Genomic DNA, 18073 nt, shown 5'->3' on the forward strand with positions numbered 1-18073 from the left:
GCCGCGACTACCTCATGCAAAGCCGTGCAGCTCAGGCGCCCAAGAAACCCTTAACGCGCTGGTTCGTATTGGCATGCGTCTCGCAACTCAGCCGTTGAGCAGCCGAGAGCGGGGACCCCCCGACCTCCCGCAAGCAAGGCTCAAAACTTTTCCATTCAGGGCGATGACTGAGACCACAGAACCGACCTTGGAGAACAAGACCACGTAGAACCCGAAGCAACGGAGACGCACCATGGCAGGCCGACGACGCAATAGGAGACCCCAAGCAACGCTTTCACGACCGGAAACGGAGCGTGATGTGCTGCTGTCCCGCGTACGTCGCTTGCGTCGCCGCGGGGATCAACGCAAGGCAATGCTCGCGCTCCGCGACGCAGCCTTCGATGCGGGCGACGACGCCTCGCTGTGGACCCTGTACGCCCACGAATGTATCCGTGCGGGAAAGGCCGATCGCGCCGAGCACGCCTTCACGCAAGCGCTCTGGCTTCGCGAGCGGAGCCACGACTACCCCCGCGCGGCAGTCACTCGCCGCTTACTAGACGGCCTACGTCAGGCCGCCTGAGGACTGATCAGTCAGTCTGTGCTTCGGCCGCCGCAGCCGGAGCCTCACGCCAAGCGAGCCCCGTCGCGTCGAAGGAACGCAGCGTGTTGCGGTTGCAGAAGGGGCACAGCCACGCGACCTGGAACTGCTGCGAATCCGCGTGGATTGAGTGCGCGGGAGCGTTTTGCTCCTGCTTGCGCCGCATGTCCTTTGCCCAGCCACGCAGCACGAAGCGCTTCTCGTCGAGGTCAGCGAAGAGTTTGGCCTGGCACTCACAGGCCGAGGAAATTTGCGCGTATTTCATGGGTATCGACCGGCGCGTCACGCCGTAGCCCTCGCACATAGGGCGGTCTGCGTCGCGAGGTCAAGCGTTGGGCTCAGGGAAGGCGGCAGTCCTTCAGCTGAGGTGCCCCAACCAGCTCACCGTTGCCGGTGCAGATGATGATGATCCGCTGGTCCTTCGCGAGCTTCGCGGCTTCCGCTTTGGACAGACCCCGAGCCGAAGCCCCCATGAGGTCGCCGGTGTACAGCCGGATCACTGGTTCGTCGCTGAAGTCGGACTCGATGGCGGTGATGGCGCCGGACACCTCGAGGACCTTGCCTTTGTACTTCTGATCCGCTGCCGCCTCGTTGGCCTCGTACGCTGACCGGAGGTCTTGCGCGCTGACCTTCAGCTCGGGCGCCTTCTTCGCAGGAGGAGCTTGCTTGCACGCCAGCAACGCCAACACCAACACCGCCCCGATCGCCATCCCGCTCTTCATCTCGACTCCCTCATACGCGGCGACGCGCCTCATCTTCCGCCGGTCGGGCGACCATATCAGCTGGGGCTGAAGCAAGAAGCGCTCGTGCGCGAATTCGCTTTCCACTGCACCAATCTCGGCTATAACGCCTCTCACAGGCGGGAATAGCTCAGTTGGTAGAGCACGAGCTTCCCAAGCTCGGGGTCGTGGGTTCGAGCCCCATTTCCCGCTCCCCGAATGGGCGAGGTGTGCTTAAGCGCGTCTCGCCCTTTTCGCGTTTGTTCGGGTCGCCTTTTCTCGAGCGGGCCCCCGCAGGCCCGCTCGGGCTTTGGCTTCGCCGGGCTCCGCCGGCTCGCGTCGCGTTTGGCTGTTGGGTTGTGCCTTCGGGGACTGTGGGCGAGGTGTGCTTAAGCGCGTCTCGCCCTTTTCGCGTTTGTTCGGGTCGCATTTTCTCTCGAGCGGGCCCCCGCAGGCCCGCTCGGGCTTTGGCTCGCCTTCGGCTTCGCGTCGCGTTTGGCTGTTGGGTTTTGGCCTTCGGGACTGCGGGTTCGGCGCGTCTCGCCCTTTTCGCGTTTGTTCGGGTCGCCTTTTTCTTGAGGGGATTCGCGTGCTGTTGGGGCTTGTGTATATTGCTGATAGGCAATATAGCTAGGGGGCAATGTTTGGGCATGAGCAGGCGTTGAATCGCACGTTTGCGGCGTTGGCTGACCCCACGCGCCGGGCGATTTTGGCGAGATTGACGGTGGGTGAAGCGACCGTGAGTGAGCTTGGGGCGCCATTTAACCTCGCGCAGCCCACCATCTCGAAGCACCTCAAGGTTCTGGTCGAAGCGGGTCTGGTCGAGCGGCGGCGGGACGCACAGTTCCGGCGTTGTCGGATCAGCGGGGCGCACCTCGAGCAGGCGTGGGCGTGGCTTGGCGACTACCGGGCGTTCTGGGAGCAATCGTTCGATCGCCTAGATGCCTATGCAAAGCGCTTGCAGCGCGAGGAGCTGGATCGTGGAGAGTGATGTTGAGGACGAGAGCGCACGGGAGTTGACGATCATCCGGGTGTTCGACGTTCCCGCGCGGATACTTTTTTTGGCCTGCTCCAAACCGGAGCACATGCGTGAGTGGTTCGGGCCGACTGGGTTCCCCCTGACGACGTGTGAAATGGACTTCCGTGTAGGGGGGCGCTTTCGCTTCGCGATGACCGGTCCCGATGGAGCGAAGACCCCGTTCTTTGGAGGGGAGTACCTGCAGATCGAGCCAAATCGCAGGATTTCCTACACCAGCTGTCTTGAGCTGCCAGGCGCGGAGACGATGATTGTGACCCTCAGCTTCGATGAAGTGGGTGGCACGACCACGCTCACCCATCACACCTTGTTCGCTTCAATTGCCATGATGAAACAGCACACGGGTATGGGGTATCGCCCGGGTGTAGAGTCCGGCCTAGACCAGCTGGGACGCTTGGCGACGGAGCTGAATTCATGAAGCAAGCACGCTCCGCCGACGGTACGTCCCTCGCATATGAAACCGTTGGCGAAGGCCCAGCACTGGTACTGGTGGATGGTGCATTCTGCGGTCGCACCTTTGGTCCTGCGCGCGAGCTCGCTGAGCGACTTGCCCCGCGGATGCGTGTCACGTTCTACGACCGGCGCGGTCGCGGTGGGAGCGAGGACACCCAGTCGTATACGCCCGAGCGGGAGGTAGAAGATCTAAAGGCGATCTGCAGGGCTGTTGGTGGGCAGCCGAAAGTCTTCGGCACCTCTTCGGGCGCTGCCCTCGTGCTCCGCGCCGCCGCGGCCGGCGTGTGCGAGAGCGAAGTCGTGGTCTTCGAGCCGCCGTTCTACCTCGACGGCACGCACCAGCCGACACCGGCGGACTTTCGTGAGCGGATCGCGGCGCACTTGGAGGCTGGGCGCCGCGACGCTGCGGTGAAGCTCTTTCTTCGAGTGGTTGGCGTTCCTGGTTTCGGCGTTTTCATGATGCGCCTGTTCCCCAATATCTGGCCAAAGCTTCGCGCCGCCGCTCATACGTTGCCTTACGACTTCGGTGTGATGGGGGATACGCAGCGTGGCGAGGCTCTGCCCGAAGAGTGGCTCGCGCTACTCGCAAGAATCTCCGGGCGCTCAAAGGTATTGGTGGGCGGGAAGAGCCCAGACTGGATGCGCCACACGTGCGAGACGGTCGCCGCGAAGGTGAGCGGGGCTAGCCTCGGGGTGATACCCGGGCAAACTCACACCATCTCAGCGAAGGCGCTGGCCCCAGTACTCTGTGACGAATTTTTGGGAGGAGCGCATGGCTAAGTTCAGCTCGAAGCTGCTCGCGACAGGCAAGAACACGACTGGTATCGAGGTGCCTGAGAAGGTGCTTGCAGCTTTAGCCGCGGGGAAACGACCCAAAGTCAGCGTGACCTTGAACGGATACACCTACCGCACTTCGATCGGGTCGATGGGCGGCAAGAGTCTGATCCCTGTAAGCGCGGCTGTGCGAGAGGCGGCTGGCGTCGCTGCCGGAGACAGCATCAAGGTCGAGCTAGAGCTCGACGAAGCGCCTCGGGAAGTCAGCGTACCGCCCGACTTCGCCAAGGCACTCAAGGCCGCTCCCGCCGCGAAGCGTTGCTTTGAAACGTTGGCCTACAGTCACCAGCGCCGCCACGTCGAGGCGATCGAAGGGGCGAAGCAAGCAGAGACCCGCGAGCGAAGGATCGAGAAGGCGATCGCGATGCTGGCCGAGGGTAAGAAGTAGGCGACGCGCGGCGTGGCTAGTCGGAGGGGAGCTCCTTCGAAATCGCGCCATAGCCCTGCACGCCCGGGTTGCCATTGCCAACCGCGGCCCCTCCCTTGCCTGAGGAACCCGGGCTAGTGGAACCGAGGTTGCGGACGGGTTCGCTGCCGCGCCAGGCAACGCCGATGGCGACCCCTCCAGCACCTCCGCCTCCAGGGCCGCCCCCGCCTCCCTTGCCGCCGTCACCGCCAGGGCAGCCTGCAGGAGCCAACCAGCCCGCGCCGGCGATGCCGCCCAACATCCCGGCTTGCCCCAGAGAGCCCGAGCCGCCATCGCCGCCGCCATGTCCCTGTAGGGTGTAGTGCTTGAGCTGAATCGTGCTGTTCAGAGCGAGCAGCGCGATGCTCGCGCCGCCTCCTAGACCACCGCGACCTCCAGCGCCACCGCAGCCGCCGGCCGCGCCTCCTCCCCCAGCGCCGGTTGCCGATCCGCGGCCGCCTCCGCCGCCTTGAGCGATTCCGCCGGGATCCCCCGCGCCGCCCGGCTCGGGCACCCACTGGTTTCCTATGAGGCGACCCACCGTCGCGGCTCCCGGACCCGCGGCTCCGTCAGCGCCGTTCGCTCCCTGCGCACCGCTGCCAAGGCCCGCGCTGCACGTGGCTTCGGCGACGTCGCCGCCCTCGCCAGCGCCGAGCAGCGGACTCCCGCTGTCTCCGCTACTGGGGCTCATATCGCCTCCGCCACCACCGACGGTCGTGCCGCCCCCAGGGCATCCCGTGAAGGTGGCGGAGGTGCCAGGGCTGCTGGAGTCCGCGTCGTTGCCTCTGAGTGAATTGCCGTCTGGAAAAATAAACGGAGTCAGCGTCGCGTTCCCACCCGCTCCGCCTTTTCCGGAATCGAAGAAGACATGCTCCATGTCGATGCCATCGGAGCTTTCGACGATTGCGGCAATGCTGTTCTGCCCCGGGAGCGTGGCGTCCGGCGTGACGAAGCGGAACCCTTTCAAGCGCGTAGTGCCCGTGAGGCCTTGCATCGTCAGCGCGGGCTCGACCCCCGCGGGAGTCACATTCGACTTCAGCTGGACGTCGGAGATCGTCCAGGTATCACACTGAAACAACCCATACGCGTTGACGCCCGAGTGCTCCGCTCGGTAATGGACCGGCGTGGTGTAGTTCCCGTGGTCCTTGCAAGCGTAGACGCGCTTTCCTGCGGCAGCGGCCTCGTCCAGCGCCTTGTTGATGGTTCCGTACGGAGCTACGCGAGTGCCATCGCCGGTGGTGTCGTTGCCATCGCCACTGACGAAGACCCCGTAGGCCTCATCCACCAAGCACGGCTCGTCCTGCGGGTCTTTCGTGGTGTCACAGGTTGACCCCGTACCGCCCGTGCCAGCGACGCCGCCGGCGCCGGTTGTTCCGCTTGACCCGCTGACACCGCCGGTCGCACCAGTCCCGCCGGTCCCCGCTGTGGCCCCCGCGGCGCCTCCCACCGTGGCCCCCGCAGAGCCGGAAATGCCGCCTCCCCCGAGGCCACCGCTCGCGCCTGCGCCTCCCATTCCGGCGGTGCCGCCCGTACCCGGAGTGCCGCCCATGCCTGGCATTCCGCCGTTGCCTGATTCGCCACCAGCGGCGCCGTTCTGGGAACCGCCGTTTGCTCCAACGCCAGTCCCAGCGCTCGCAGCACTCCCGCCGTCGCCGGCACTGCCGCCACTACCAGAACTGCCGCCGCCGCCCGCGCTGCCGCCAACGGCATGGGGGCCGTACTCGAAATCATCAAGGCCAATCAGCTTCGAGCAGCCGCACAGCGCGAGCAGGGCGAGAGGGATGAGTCGACGCACTGGCGGACTCTAGTGGATGACGTAGGTCCCCTCAAGCAGACCGCCCGGTCGCGAGCAGGGTGGGATCGAGCGCCGGGAAGAATAACCTACGGGATCTCATGGAGGGCTTGTCCGAAGCCGTTGACTCCCTTGTTCCCGCCACCAACTGCCGCGCCGCCGGTGCCTCCGGGACTCGGTGCGAGACCACCGGCGCCGAGCTCAGGCGCCGGGCCGTGATACATCAGGGCGACTGACACCCCGCCGGCGCCGCCGCCGCCAGGGCCACCACGTCCGCCCTTGCCGCCGCGACCACCGCCGCAGCCAGCGGTCTGATATCCGGGGCCCCCATCGCCGCCGTCCATCCCCAGCTGTCCCAGCGCGCCGGAGCCTCCATTACCGGGCTTCGTTGAGTGGATGTAGTAGCCCCCCGATGCATGGAGCTGGGTGAAGATCACCACCAGTCCAATGCTGCCACCGCCTGCTTGTCCTCCACCCCCGCCGGCGCCACCGCAGCCTCCCGCGCCTCCGCTTCCGCCACCTCCAGTGGCCGACCCTCGCCCGCCGCCGCCGCCCTGACCGATTCCTCCCGGATCTCCCTGTGAACCTGGCTTCCCGGTCCAGCCAGTCGAGCTGAGATAACCTACGAGAGTTGGGTCGCTGGGCGCTGCGCCAGCGCCGCCTGTTGCCCCCGAAGCACCCGTCTCGCCGCCACCAAGGCCAGGGGAGCAGCTGCCATCACTGGCGTCACCACCGGCGCCTGCGCCGAGCGCGGGCGAGCCAGACGCACCACTCAGCTCGCTCGTGATATCCCCACCACGTCCCCCGACGGTGGTTCCCCCGCCCGGACAGAGCGCATAGGCCTTTTGAGCGCCTGGACCCGATGCGGAACCGGCGTTGCCAACAAGCGCAGAGGGACTCGGGAAGCTGAAATCACCGCTATTGTCGCCGGGCGCACCGTCTGCCCCCGCGCCGGCGTCGAAGCGGACGTTGTGAATGGTGATGTCCGCGCTTGAGAGGATGAAGCCAGCGATGCTGCTCTCACCGGGCGCCACGGCGTCCTGCGCCTCGAACCTAAAGCCCTCCAGTCGCATCGGGGAGGGGAGCCGGTCGATCCACAGAGCAAACCCGGGAGACTCCGGGGCCACGACGGCGCGGAGGTTCGGGTCGTGGGTCCATGTTTGGCACTTGAAGTCGCCATACATGTCCACGCCCGCGTGCTCCGCGGTCAACGCGAGCGACTCGGTGAAGGTGCCCGCGTCGGCACACGCGAAGACCCGCTTCCCCGCGGCGGCTGCGACGTCGACTGCCTTGGCGAGGGTAGCGAAGGGTGCCGCGCGAGAGCCAGTACCGCTGGTGTCGTCACCGGTGGGTGCGACGAACACGCCGTAGGCCTCGTTGACCAGGCAGGTCTCAGTCCCCGGATGAGCCGTGGTATCGCACTCGACGTTCGTCGTGCCTCCGCTTCCGCCGCTGCCACCAGTCGCCCCGCCACTGGTTCCGCCAGTGAAAGCTCCAGAACTGCCGCCAGTGCCGGAACTGCCGCCAGTGCCCGAGCTGCCGCCAGGCCCGAGCTGCCGCCAGTGCCCGAGCTGCCGCCAGTGCCCGAGCTGCCGCCCATGCCGGAACTACCCCCCATGCCGGAACTACCCCCCATGCCGAAGCTGCCTGCGCTACCGCCGGCGCTGTCTCCCGCTGTCCCGCTCGCCCCGGCTGCTCCCGGATCCCCGAGGTAGTGGAAGTCATCCAGCCCGATCAAGCGTGAGCATCCACATAGACCAAACACAGCCAGGGCAATCGCGCGCCGCATCGCGGGAACCTAGTGCATACGCAGTAGCTGCTCAACCCATGCGAGTCGGTTCGAGGCACTGCAGGACCCGTCGCCGCCTCCTCACGCCTGGAACCATTGGCCACTAGGCGCTGCCACCCTGAGTCCTCGACGAGAGTAGCAGTGCGATACCGCGCGGAAACTTACGGGTGACCTCCCAGCACCAGGAGCCCCCGGCGGTTCGCTTTGGCTACTCCGACGGTCCAAGTTGCCCTTTCCTCAATCAGATCGCTCGGTTGCCGCACCCGGAGGATGTATCTTGACAGTGTAGACTGTTACATTAATACTGACGCAGTTGAGGTTGGCTCGTTAGCCGTGTTGCATACACCGAGTTGGAGGAGACATGACACGCGTCGCAGAGGCACTGGATGGGGTTTCGCTGAAGGGGTCCGTGAAGGCGGTGGACGGTTGGCTCAGAGGCATCGAGCGGCTGGCTTGGGGGGTGAGGGAAGCCGTCGAAGTCGCCGAGAGCCGCCGCACGGCGCTCAAGCAGGGCTTCCGCGACGCGAAGCAGAGGGCACGCCACGAGAAGCAACGCATCAGCGCCGAGTCAGAGCGCGCGCTGAAGACGGGTCGCACCCTGGCGGCGCTCGTGGCGGGCTATCGCTGGCATGGGATCCGCTCCGCTTGGCAGTCCAAGCTGCGAGCCGAGCAGTCGCTCGAGGAGCTGCACCAGAAGCATGCAGAGGCCTTCGTCGCCACCTCCCTGGAGCACGGCGGGGCGCTGCTCAAGGTGGGGCAGCTTTTGGCCGCACGCCGCGATCTATTGCCGCGTGTGTGGACCGAGGAACTCGAAACCCTTTGCGATCAAGTGCCGCCCGCACCCGAAGACGCCGCGCGGGAGCTCCTCGCGCAGGCGCTCTCCGAGGAACAATCCGCGCGGATCCAGGACATCGTCTGGCCGCCGGTCGCCGCGGCGAGCATCGGCCAGGTGCACCGGGCAAGCATCTCGAGCGATGGCGTCGAGCTCCCGGTCGCCTTGAAGCTCCAGCGTCCGGGCATCGCCGAGCGTGTGAGTTTCGACCTCGAGCTCCTCGAGCTGGTTGCCGAGGCTCTGGCGTCGAGCTTGCCTCCGATGGATCACGAGACCATCGTGGCCGAGATCAAGGCCACCGTGCTCTCCGAGCTGGATTACCGCGAGGAAGCGGCGGCGATGCAACGCAGCGAGCAGCGCTTCTCCGGACGGAGCGGAGTACGCGTGCCCCAAGTTTTCACGGACTTCTGCTCAGAGCAGGTTCTGGTGAGCGAATGGGTGGACGGTCTGCCGCTCCTGGCAGCACTCGACAGAGCGCGCGACGCCGGCGACCAGGATCGCGTGTCGAGCGTGCTAGAGCGCCTGCTCTCGACCTATGTCGAGCAGATCTTGGTGCATGGGGAGTTCCAAGCCGACGCGCACCCGGGGAACTTCTTGGTGCAACAGGACGGAACACTGGTGCTCATCGACTTTGGTTGTATGCGGCAGCTCACACGCAAGATGCGCCTCGGTTTTGGCCAGATCTTCGGAGCTGCCCTGCAAGGCGACTCGAGTCAGGTTGCAGAGCAGCTCGCAGAGCTCGGCTTCCGCACCCAGAGCGGCAAACCGGACACCTTGCTGGCGTTCGCAGACATCATGCTTGGCGACCTGCGTCAGGCACTTTCCGGGGGGAATTGGCCTGACTTGACCGAGCTGCAAGCACGGGGCCGTGCGTTGCTCAGCGCGGCGAGTGATGACCCGGTGGTCGCGATGCCAGCGGAGTTCGTGATGATTGGGCGCGTGTTCGCGTCCCTAGGCGGGCTCTTCTTGCACTACCGTCCAGAGATCGACTTTGGCCGCGCGGTGATGCCGCATCTCGCGACGTTGGCGCTTGAAGCGTCGCAAAAGTAGCCAAAGCGGGGTCGGCTCCCCGGTTGAATTCAAGGCAACAGCGCCCACTGCATCACCAGGGTTTGTGCTGAATTGCATGGAGTGGTGCGCTTGCGCTTGTCGATCTGCGAGCAGCCCCAGTAGAGCAGCTTCGAGTCGCCGTACCGATACTCGTGAAGTGAGTTGGAGTTCTCCTTTCGTAGAACCGAGAGCCAACGGCTCGCGTCCTCCGGAGACTTGATATCGGCGAGCACCACCTTGTAGATTGCGACGAGTGCGCCCTCCTTGTTCAGCACGCTGATAGTCCAGCCTGCTTGATTGGTCGTCTCGCCGGAGAACTTCGCCTTCTTGTACTTGGCTTTGAGCCGCGACTTGAGCGTCGCTGAGCTGAGCGAGTCGACATTGGTGTCGTGCCACACGCTTGGCAAAACCGATTTCGCCTTTTCAGAGGACGGGGTCTCGGTCTCGCCGGGAGCGCAGGCGGTCATGCAAGCCTCCAGCGCAGCTTTTTCTTTCTCGGAGCTCACGCATTTCGCCGAGCATTCAAAGGCTGTCGGGTTGTCCGTCTTTAGCTGCGTGAGCTTGGTGACGCACTCCGTGTCCTTCACCCCGACCTTCTCCGCCTTGGCGCAGACCTTCTCTGGCGAAGGTTTCAGGAGTTTGCAGGCGAGGAGTGGAAACAAGAGGCCAAGGAGAAGTGCGCGTTTCATCGAAAGGAGGCTATCAATCCTTGTCTTTGCCAATCAATCCCATGAGGAAAATAAATATGTTTCCCTGCGGTTCCGCGTTTCCTGAGTGCGGTAGCGTGCGGGTTCGGTCCCAAACCGGCGTGGAAACACTCAGGGGCTGGCTTTGGCCTATGGCGCAGCGAACGCTGGGCAGCTCGCGATACACGCTCGGGCGGGCGCCACTGTGCGGTTTTGCTCTACGCAGTCCACGACGCAAAGCTGCCCAGGATCCGTCTTGTCGGTCGTGCGCCTGCAGAGTTCATCTGGCAGCTTCAGGTCGCTCGAGCACCTTCGATGGGCCTTGATGTCCCTCGGCGCGGTCAGGGCGCAGCCGAGCAGGGTGACGAACAGGGCGAGCAAGCAGGCGCGAGGCATCGGAGCCTGCAGCGTAGCAAAGTGGCCAGCGATCAGCCGTCGCGCTCGTCGGAGTCTGCGCCCTCGCGGGGGCGGCCGAAGAGGCGCGTGTTGGGTTCGACCGAGCGGGTGATCCACATATTGCCGCCGATCACCGAGCCTTCACCAATCACCGTTTCTCCGCCGAGGATGGTCGCGCCGGAGTAGATGGTGACGTTGTCTTCGATGGTCGGGTGGCGCTTGGGAGCGAGCGGCGCATTGCCCCGCTTGCTGCGACGCGTGGAGAGCGCGCCCAGGGTCACGCCCTGGTAGATCTTGACGTTGTTGCCGATATCGCTGGTCTCGCCGATCACGACGCCCGTGCCGTGGTCGATGAAGAAGCGCTCGCCGATGCGCGCACCGGCGTGGATGTCGATGCCGGTTTCCCCGTGGGCATGCTCGCAGATGATACGAGGCAGCATGGGCACACCCGCCAGGAACAGCTCATGGGCGATGCGGTGCGCCGTGATGGCCCTTACCGCGGGGTAACTGAAGACGATCTCTTCGATGCTCTTCGCGGCTGGGTCCCCGTCATACGCGGCCAGGATGTCCGAGTTCAGCACCTTTCTCAGGCGCGGTAGCTCCTTGAACAGGCGGATCACCACGTTCTCGGACCACCCCGCATCACGTGGCTCTTCCAGGCGGCCCACGCGATCTTCGTAGGTGATCGCGCGGTTGATCTGCTCGACGAGGATCTCGTAGGCGGGGTACAGGCATTCGCTGACTGAGTGCCGCAGGTTGTCGCGGTTCAGCGAACGCGTGCTGTAGAAACCCATGTAGATCGCCGGCACCAGATGCCGAAACGCTTCGATCACGGCGCGCCGGTTGGGTAGCAGGGCACTCTCGAGGTTGTTGATCTCCGCGGAACCGTCGTAGCTCGCCACCACATCGTCGATGGCTAGCTCGAGCTCAGCGGTGCGCGTGGGGCGGGACATGACTGGCGGCGACGAGTCCTTCAAGGGCCGAAAGCCCGGGCCCCGGCGTGGAGCCTCTTCCTCGATGGTGTCTAACACTTTCGTCGTCCGTGCGCGCGAGCTGTCGCTCGACGCTGCAGTGATTCAGCCACGCGACTTAAGGCGCTCGAGGGGCGAGCGCCAGTGGCGTCACGCGATTGTTGGGTCAGCGGTGGCGGTTTGCGAGCTGCAGCCCGATGGGAGAGCTGATGCTGGGACGCGCGCCACATGAGGATTTTGGGGGGGAGAGGACAGCCGGGGCTACTGACAACGGAGTGGCAGGAACTAGGCAAGTGTTCAGCTATTTGGTGTGGCGTTCAACGCCCTACTGCGTATCCTGGCGACCCGGTTCTGCATGAGTGACGTGTGGGTCTTTGGCTATGGATCGCTGGTCTGGCGGCCCGCGTTCGAGCACATCGAGCGTACGCCGGGCTACGTGCGCGGTTACAACCGCCGCTTCTGGCAGGGCTCCACGGACCATCGCGGCGTACCTGGAGCGCCCGGCCGCGTGGTGACGTTGTTGCCAGGCGCGGCGGAAGACGCCGTATGGGGCATGACCTACCGTCTCCATGCGGAAAGCACGCAGGCGATCTTGGACGCCTTGGATGTGCGGGAACAAGGCGGCTATGAGCGGCTCGAGCTCGACGTTGAGGTCCCGGGGGACGCTCGCGGCTCCGTGCGCGCGCTCACCTACATCGCGACCCCCGCGAACGCGAACTACCTCGGTCCCGCGCCCCTCGAACAAATCGCCGCACAGATCATCAAGAGCCACGGGCCGAGCGGCGCGAACATCGACTACGTCTTGGAGCTGGAGCGCGCTCTCGGCGAGCTCGGCGCCGCAGACGAGCACGTTCAGGAGCTGGCGGCGCGCATCCGTCGCCTCAGCGAGCCCGAAGCGAAGAAAGCAGCACACGAGTGAGCACGACGACGACCAACGGCAAGCGGCAGAGCAAGCAGTCGACCGGCAAGCGAGCGAAGCAGTCCAACGGCAGTGCCCCCCAGCTGGCCGGCCTCGAACTTGATCACGTCTACATTCAGGGCGCCAGCGAGCACAACCTGAAGTCAGTCGACGTGCGCATCCCCAAGCGGAGCTTGGTGGTGCTGAGCGGCGTCTCCGGGTCGGGCAAGTCGTCCCTCGCGTTCGATACCTTGTACGCTGAAGGTCAGCGCCGCTACGTGGAGAGCCTGTCCGCCTACGCGCGGCAGTTCTTGGGCCGCCTCGACAAGCCGAAGTTCGACGCCATTCGCGGGCTCTCGCCGACGATCAGCATCGAGCAAAAGACGACGGGCAATAACCCGCGCTCCACCGTCGGTACGATCACCGAAATCGCCGACTATTTGCGTGTCTTGTACGCGCGCGTGGGGCGCCAACACTGCCACCAGTGTGGTCAGCCGGTGTCCGGACAGAGCGCACAGCAGATCGCCCACGAACTCGCGGCGTTGCCGAGCGGAACCAAGCTCATTCTGCTCGCGCCACTGCTGGTGAATCGCAAAGGCGAACACCGCGACTTGCTCGATCGCGCGCGCGCTTCAGGCTACGTGCGCCTGCGCGTCGACGGGGAGATCGTCGAGACGGAAGGTCTCGAGGCGCTCGACAAGCGGAAGAAGCACTTCGTCGAGGCGGTGATCGACCGCGTCGTGATCCGCGAAGGCGATCTGGCGCGGCTCTACGACTCGGTGGAGCAGGCCCTCGGCGCTGGTGAGGGCCAGCTGATCGCCAACTACGATGGGAAGGACCGCGTCTTCTCGGAGCACCTGGCGTGCACGAAATGTGGCATCAGCTTCCCAGAGCTGACGCCCCAGAGCTTCAGCTTCAACAGCCCTCAAGGCATGTGCCCGGACTGCAACGGCCTCGGCACGCGAGTGGCGATTGACCCCGCGCTCGTGATCCCTGACCCAAGCCTCAGCCTGGATGACGGTGCAGTGATTCCGTGGGGAGAAGACGTCTCCAGCAAGACGAACTGGGCCCACGGCTTTCGCGGCCAGATCATCAAGTACCTGGGCATCAACCCGAAGAAGCCAATCAAGCAGCTCTCGAAGAAGCAACACAACGAGCTGCTCTGGGGCACCGGGGAAAAGACCTACAAGGTCAAGTGGAGCGGGAAAACCGGCCAAGGCAGCTTCGAGGTCGAGTGGGAAGGCTTGATTCCGCGGCTGATGCGCCGCTTCTCTCAGACCAAGAGCGAGCGCGCGAAGCAGTGGTACGCGCGCTTCGTGGGCGACGCGGACTGCACCACGTGTAACGGCGGGCGCATGCGCGCCGAGAGCGCCGCCGTGAAGCTGGGTAGCCACGGTTTGGTGGAGGTCTCGAAGCTGACGGTCGACTCCGCTTGCGAGTTCTTCGAGCAGCTGAACCTGAAGGGCGCCGACAAGGAGATCGCCGCCGAGGTGCTCAAGGAGATCAGGAGTCGCCTCGAGTTCCTACGCGCCGTGGGCCTTGGCTACCTGTCCCTCGATCGGGCCGGGCCGACGCTGAGCGGTGGTGAGTCTCAGCGCATCCGCTTGGCGAGCCAAGTCGGCTCGGAGCTGACGGGTGTGATCTACATCCTGGATGAGCCGTCGATTGGTCTGCACCAGCGGGACAACCAGCGCCTCTTGGCGACGCTGATCCGCATGCGGGACATCGGCAACACCGTCGTCGTTGTCGAGCACGATGAGGATACGATCCGCGCAGCAGACCACGTGATCGACTTTGGGCCCGGCGCCGGCGTGCAAGGCGGCAAGGTGGTGTACGCCGGGGAGCTGTCGGGGCTACTGCGCTGCAAGGACTCGCTGACCGGCGCTTACCTGAGCGGCGCCCGCGAGGTGAGCCTGCCTGAGGCGCGCCGGGAGCCCACGGGCTTCCTGGAGGTGCGCGGCGCGCGGGAGAACAACCTGCGCGACGTCTCCGTGAAGTTCCCACTGGGTGTGCTCACGGCGGTGACTGGCGTCTCTGGCGCCGGCAAGAGCACGCTGGTCAACGACATCCTGTATCCAGCCGCGGCGCGCGAGCTGAACAACGCCTCCGCCCGCGTGGGCAAGCACTCGAAGATCCTGGGCCTTGAGCAACTAGACAAGGTGATCGACATCGATCAGCGCCCGATCGGCCGCACCCCACGCTCGAACCCGGCGACCTACATCAAGGTGTTCGACGAAATCCGCAGCTTCTTTGCGGAGCTGCCCGACGCCAAGGTCCACGGCTACAAGCCGGGGCGTTTCTCCTTCAACGTGAAGGGTGGGCGCTGCGAGAGCTGTGAGGGCGACGGCGTGCGCAAGGTGGAGATGCATTTCCTTGCGGATGTATACGTGCGCTGCGACGAGTGCCAGGGCAAGCGCTTCAACCACGCGACCCTCGCGGTGCGCTACAAGGGGCTATCCATCGCCGACGTGCTGGAGCTGACGGTGGCTGAGGCCTTGGAGATCTTCAAGGCGCACCCCAAGGTGAAGGAGCCGCTGTCGTTGCTCGCGGAGGTGGGTGTCGACTACCTGCACCTCGGGCAGCCGTCCCCAACGCTGAGCGGCGGTGAAGCCCAGCGCATCAAGCTCGCGCGGGAGCTCAGCAAGCGCGCCACCGGGCGCACGCTCTACATCTTGGATGAACCGACGACTGGCCTGCACTTCGAAGACGTGCGCAAGCTCCTGGGCGTGCTCCAGCGCCTGGTGGACGCTGGCAACAGCGTCGTCGTGATCGAGCACAACCTCGACGTGATCAAGACCGCCGACTGGATCATCGATCTCGGTCCCGAAGGCGGACCCGGCGGCGGGCAGATCCTCGCGGAAGGAACTCCCGAAGCGCTCACCCGCATCAAGGCTTCCCACACCGGGCAGTTCTTGAAGCCTTTGCTAAAGGGCTAGCTTCCTCCCAGACCCGCCCGTGGCCGGCGTAATCCGTTCGGGAATTTGACCGCCAAGGACGCCAAGGATCAAGGTTTCGGCCTGCTTGGCCCGCGGGGCGTCGCGTCTCGGTTTCGGACCGCACGCTCGGGATTGAGCAGTCTCTCGCGCGTTCAAGACGGCGTCCCAAAAGCCTGGCACAACTCGAACCCAAAAAATCTTGGCGTCCTTGGCGTCCTTGGCGGTTCCCCTTCTTGAACACCGTTAGCCGAACAGCACTTTGGCGAGCGCTTGGCGGTGCTCGGTGGAGTCACCGAGGGTCGCGCGGGTCCACAGCATGCGCTTGAAGTAGAGCTGCACATCGCAGTCCCAGGTGAAGCCGAAGCCGCCGTGGAGCTGGACACCACGCTGCACCGTGAAGGACAGCGCCTCTTCAGCGAAGGCTTTCGCCATGCGCGTGGCGTGCTCAGCGATCTCTGGGCGATCAATCGCCTCCGTGCTGCTCATGGCTGACGCAGCGCCCAGCACCAGGCTGCGCGCGAGCTCGATCTGCACCATCGCGTTCACGATGGGGTGCTTCACCGCCTGGAAGGAGCCGATGGCGCGGCCGAACTGCTGGCGGTCGTTGGCATAGTCGCGGGTCATGAGCATCGTCGCCTCAGCGGCGCCGACCATCTCGGCGGCGAGCAGCGCGTAACCCAGGCTGCACACGCGCTGGAAGATGGCCCTGCCGTCGCCCTGGATGCGCGCGCCATGGGGTACCTTGACGCGGTCCAGCTCGACGCGGGCGCTGCGCCGAGTGGGGTCGACGGAGACCTCCGGGGTGAGTTCGATGCCGGCTGCGGGGAGCTCGAGGAGGAACAGGCCAAGCTCGCCCTTGTGGTCGATCGCCGGAGCGATGAGCAAGCCCGCGCTGGCAGCGAACGGTACGTTTACCTTGGTGCCGCTGAGCACCCAGCTACCCTCTTTGGGTTCCGCGCGGCAGGAAACTTGATCTGAGCCCCAGGCTCCGCCGGGCTCCGCGTAGGCGAAGGTCGCGATGACGTTGCCGCTCAAGATCTCCGGCAAATACTGGCCGCGTTGCGCCTCGTGTCGGCCGCGCAGGAGGGCCTCCACCGCTAGCGCTGATGCGAAGAGCGGGGACGGATACAGGGCCCGCCCGAGCTCCTCCCAGAGCAACAGCAGATGCAGCGCGTCGAGCCCGGCGCCGCCGTACTGCTCCGGCACGCTGAGCCCAAGCCAGCCAAGCTCGAGGGTCTGCCTGTAGAGTTCCTTGTCGAAGCCTCGCGGGTCCTCGTACTGGGCGCGCACGTGCTCTCGGGTCACGTGCTCATTGAGGTAGCGGCGCGCCTCCTTGCGGGCGAGCTCGTGGTCTTCTGTGAAGCCGAAGGCGTAGGGCGCCTGGGGGATGATCTGAGTGACGTCGGTCATGATAAATCCGTGGGGAACTGACGTGGGCCTTACTTGCTCTTCGGTAGGCCGAGCACGCGCTCGCCGATGATGTTGCGCAGGATTTCGCTGGTCCCGCCGCCGATGGTCATACCAAAGCTGTTCATGAAAGCGCGCGGCCAATCGCCGCCGTCCGGCGCATGATCGTCGCCGACCCACAGCGCGCCCTCTGGCCCCAGCATCTCGCAGCCGAGCTCCGCCACGTGTTGCGCCCACTCGCTCATCACGAGCTTGTTCATCAGGGGCAACGCCAGCGGGCGATCGGCGTTCAGCTGAGGGGCTTCGGAGCGCGCCGCGGCCAAGGCCATGGCCTGGGCTTCGATCCAAGCGCGCACGATGCGGTCTCGGAACACCGGATCCTCTGACACTGGCTTGCCACCGCGCTTTTGGCGCTTGGCCACCTCGGTCAGGGTGTTGATGCGCTCGACGAACCCGGCCGCTCGCTCGCGCCCGACGCCTTCGTTCGCGCCGCGCTCGAACATCAGCGTGGTCATCGCGATGTTCCAGCCCTGGCCTTCCTCCCCGAGCAGTGCGGACTCCGGCATGAAGGCGTCGTCGAAGACGATCTGGTTGAAACCGCCTTCGCCGCTCAGCTTGACCAGGGGCTGGATGTCGACGCCTTCCGTCTCCATGGGGAAGAGAAAGTAGGAGATCCCGGAGTACTTGCTGGCGGCAGGATCGGTGCGCGCCATCAGGATCATGTATTTCGCGAAGTGGGCGAGGGTGGTCCACACCTTGTGGCCGGTCACGCGGTAGCCCCCGTCGACCTTCACGGCGCGGGTCTGCAGACTCGCGAGGTCCGAGCCGCTCCCGGGTTCACTGAAGCCTTGGCACCAGATCTCCTCGGCGCTGAGGATCCCCTGCAAATAGGCCTTCTTTTGCTCCTCCGTACCGTACGTCATGATGGTCGGCCCGGCCCACTGCAGAGCGATCAGGTTCACCATGAACGGCGCGCGGGAGCGCGCGAGCTCCTGGCCTACCACACGGAAACGCGCGCGGTCGACGCCCTGGCCGCCGTACTCCTTGGGCACGTCGTAGCCCAGGTAGCCGGCGTCGTAGACCTTGCGCTGCCACTCTCTCAGGTAGTCGAACTGCTCCTTCGACTCGACCTCCAGGAACGACAGCGGCAGCTTGAAGGCCGGCTTTGCTGGCTTGTTCGCGGCGATCCAGGCTTTGACTTCGGCGCGGAACTCCGCGAGCTCCTTGGGCTCGCCCTCCTCGTGTCCACTCATCCGGCGAAGATAACAAAGCTTCGGCCAGACCGAAGCCG

17 protein-coding genes and 1 tRNA gene are annotated in these 18073 nt (G+C 65.2%); 9 read left to right on the forward strand and 9 right to left on the reverse strand.

What is annotated here, in order from left to right:
• Nucleotides 1-298: 298 nt before the first annotated feature.
• Nucleotides 299-559: a hypothetical protein gene (locus H6718_34125; protein ID MCB9590498.1), complete on the forward strand. Its 261-nt coding sequence runs from the start codon at nucleotides 299-301 to the stop codon at nucleotides 557-559.
• A 7-nt stretch (nucleotides 560-566) separates the two neighbouring features.
• Here the strand turns inward: H6718_34125 and H6718_34130 are convergent, their stop codons facing one another.
• Both H6718_34130 and H6718_34135 read right to left on the reverse strand, forming a co-directional pair.
• Nucleotides 567-842 carry a hypothetical protein gene (locus tag H6718_34130; GenBank protein ID MCB9590499.1) on the reverse strand — a complete coding sequence of 92 codons (276 nt, stop codon included), beginning with the start codon at nucleotides 840-842 and terminating at the stop codon, nucleotides 567-569.
• Nucleotides 843-915: 73 nt separating this feature from the next.
• Entirely contained in the window at nucleotides 916-1299 is a 384-nt protein-coding gene (locus tag H6718_34135) for a hypothetical protein (GenBank protein MCB9590500.1), read from the reverse strand.
• A 137-nt stretch (nucleotides 1300-1436) separates the two neighbouring features.
• On the opposite strand from H6718_34135, the gene H6718_34140 reads away from it, so the two are divergent.
• The 5 genes from H6718_34140 to H6718_34160 all read left to right on the forward strand — a co-directional run bounded on the left by H6718_34140 (nucleotide 1437) and on the right by H6718_34160 (nucleotide 4007).
• A tRNA-Gly gene (locus tag H6718_34140) sits at nucleotides 1437-1509 on the forward strand.
• A gap of 427 nt (nucleotides 1510-1936) precedes the next feature.
• Entirely contained in the window at nucleotides 1937-2287 is a 351-nt protein-coding gene (locus H6718_34145; GenBank protein ID MCB9590501.1) for a winged helix-turn-helix transcriptional regulator, read from the forward strand.
• Nucleotides 2277-2750: an SRPBCC domain-containing protein gene (locus tag H6718_34150; GenBank protein ID MCB9590502.1), complete on the forward strand. Its 474-nt coding sequence runs from the start codon at nucleotides 2277-2279 to the stop codon at nucleotides 2748-2750. The genes H6718_34145 and H6718_34150 overlap by 11 nt, the downstream gene beginning before the upstream one ends.
• A complete protein-coding gene (locus H6718_34155) occupies nucleotides 2747-3565 on the forward strand; it encodes an alpha/beta hydrolase (protein ID MCB9590503.1) in 819 nt (272 codons plus the stop codon). Before H6718_34150 ends, H6718_34155 begins: the two co-directional genes overlap by 4 nt.
• The gene (locus tag H6718_34160) at nucleotides 3558-4007 is read left to right on the forward strand and encodes a DUF1905 domain-containing protein (protein ID MCB9590504.1); all 450 of its coding nucleotides are present in this window, start codon (nucleotides 3558-3560) and stop codon (nucleotides 4005-4007) included. Before H6718_34155 ends, H6718_34160 begins: the two co-directional genes overlap by 8 nt.
• 16 nt (nucleotides 4008-4023) lie before the next feature.
• Here the strand turns inward: H6718_34160 and H6718_34165 are convergent, their stop codons facing one another.
• Both H6718_34165 and H6718_34170 read right to left on the reverse strand, forming a co-directional pair.
• Nucleotides 4024-5820 carry a hypothetical protein gene (locus tag H6718_34165; protein MCB9590505.1) on the reverse strand — a complete coding sequence of 599 codons (1797 nt, stop codon included), beginning with the start codon at nucleotides 5818-5820 and terminating at the stop codon, nucleotides 4024-4026.
• 86 nt (nucleotides 5821-5906) lie between these two features.
• Complete coding sequence (locus H6718_34170; protein ID MCB9590506.1) at nucleotides 5907-7181, reverse strand: hypothetical protein; 1275 nt, start codon at nucleotides 7179-7181, stop codon at nucleotides 5907-5909.
• A 786-nt stretch (nucleotides 7182-7967) separates the two neighbouring features.
• On the opposite strand from H6718_34170, the gene H6718_34175 reads away from it, so the two are divergent.
• Entirely contained in the window at nucleotides 7968-9488 is a 1521-nt protein-coding gene (locus tag H6718_34175; GenBank protein ID MCB9590507.1) for an AarF/ABC1/UbiB kinase family protein, read from the forward strand.
• Between the two features lie 29 nt (nucleotides 9489-9517).
• On the opposite strand, the gene H6718_34180 is transcribed toward H6718_34175, so the two are convergent.
• From H6718_34180 to H6718_34190, 3 genes are all read right to left on the reverse strand, one after another.
• A complete protein-coding gene (locus H6718_34180) occupies nucleotides 9518-10177 on the reverse strand; it encodes a hypothetical protein (GenBank protein MCB9590508.1) in 660 nt (219 codons plus the stop codon).
• 147 nt (nucleotides 10178-10324) lie between these two features.
• Nucleotides 10325-10570, reverse strand: coding sequence for a hypothetical protein (locus H6718_34185; protein ID MCB9590509.1), 246 nt, complete (start codon nucleotides 10568-10570; stop codon nucleotides 10325-10327).
• A gap of 32 nt (nucleotides 10571-10602) precedes the next feature.
• Nucleotides 10603-11523, reverse strand: coding sequence for a serine acetyltransferase (locus H6718_34190; GenBank protein MCB9590510.1), 921 nt, complete (start codon nucleotides 11521-11523; stop codon nucleotides 10603-10605).
• Between the two features lie 373 nt (nucleotides 11524-11896).
• Here H6718_34190 and H6718_34195 point away from each other — a divergent pair, with 373 nt between their 5' ends.
• Entirely contained in the window at nucleotides 11897-12460 is a 564-nt protein-coding gene (locus H6718_34195; protein ID MCB9590511.1) for a gamma-glutamylcyclotransferase, read from the forward strand.
• Between the two features lie 83 nt (nucleotides 12461-12543).
• Nucleotides 12544-15375, forward strand: coding sequence for an excinuclease ABC subunit UvrA (gene uvrA, locus H6718_34200; GenBank protein ID MCB9590512.1), 2832 nt, complete (start codon nucleotides 12544-12546; stop codon nucleotides 15373-15375).
• 243 nt (nucleotides 15376-15618) lie between these two features.
• Here uvrA and H6718_34205 read toward each other — a convergent pair whose 3' ends face one another.
• Nucleotides 15619-16785, reverse strand: coding sequence for an acyl-CoA/acyl-ACP dehydrogenase (locus tag H6718_34205; GenBank protein ID MCB9590513.1), 1167 nt, complete (start codon nucleotides 16783-16785; stop codon nucleotides 15619-15621).
• Between the two features lie 29 nt (nucleotides 16786-16814).
• On the reverse strand, nucleotides 16815-18035 hold the full coding sequence (locus tag H6718_34210) for an acyl-CoA dehydrogenase family protein (protein ID MCB9590514.1): 1221 nt from the start codon (nucleotides 18033-18035) through the stop codon (nucleotides 16815-16817).
• Nucleotides 18036-18073: the final 38 nt, after the last annotated feature.

It is taken from the genome of Polyangiaceae bacterium (assembly GCA_020633205.1).
Lineage (GTDB): Bacteria > Myxococcota_A > Polyangia > Polyangiales > Polyangiaceae > JAHBVY01.

Excerpts from the sequence above, each read along its gene's own strand:
- H6718_34130 (MCB9590499.1), bottom strand. The coding sequence starts at position 842 with ATGAAATACGCGCAAATTTCCTCGGCCTGTGAGTGCCAGGCCAAACTC.
- H6718_34135 (MCB9590500.1), bottom strand. The coding sequence starts at position 1,299 with ATGAAGAGCGGGATGGCGATCGGGGCGGTGTTGGTGTTGGCGTTGCTG.
- H6718_34145 (MCB9590501.1), top strand. The coding sequence starts at position 1,937 with ATGTTTGGGCATGAGCAGGCGTTGAATCGCACGTTTGCGGCGTTGGCT.
- H6718_34155 (MCB9590503.1), top strand. The coding sequence starts at position 2,747 with ATGAAGCAAGCACGCTCCGCCGACGGTACGTCCCTCGCATATGAAACC.
- H6718_34160 (MCB9590504.1), top strand. The coding sequence starts at position 3,558 with ATGGCTAAGTTCAGCTCGAAGCTGCTCGCGACAGGCAAGAACACGACT.
- H6718_34175 (MCB9590507.1), top strand. The coding sequence starts at position 7,968 with ATGACACGCGTCGCAGAGGCACTGGATGGGGTTTCGCTGAAGGGGTCC.
- H6718_34180 (MCB9590508.1), bottom strand. The coding sequence starts at position 10,177 with ATGAAACGCGCACTTCTCCTTGGCCTCTTGTTTCCACTCCTCGCCTGC.
- H6718_34185 (MCB9590509.1), bottom strand. The coding sequence starts at position 10,570 with ATGCCTCGCGCCTGCTTGCTCGCCCTGTTCGTCACCCTGCTCGGCTGC.
- H6718_34190 (MCB9590510.1), bottom strand. The coding sequence starts at position 11,523 with ATGTCCCGCCCCACGCGCACCGCTGAGCTCGAGCTAGCCATCGACGAT.
- H6718_34195 (MCB9590511.1), top strand. The coding sequence starts at position 11,897 with ATGAGTGACGTGTGGGTCTTTGGCTATGGATCGCTGGTCTGGCGGCCC.
- H6718_34205 (MCB9590513.1), bottom strand. The coding sequence starts at position 16,785 with ATGACCGACGTCACTCAGATCATCCCCCAGGCGCCCTACGCCTTCGGC.
- H6718_34210 (MCB9590514.1), bottom strand. The coding sequence starts at position 18,035 with ATGAGTGGACACGAGGAGGGCGAGCCCAAGGAGCTCGCGGAGTTCCGC.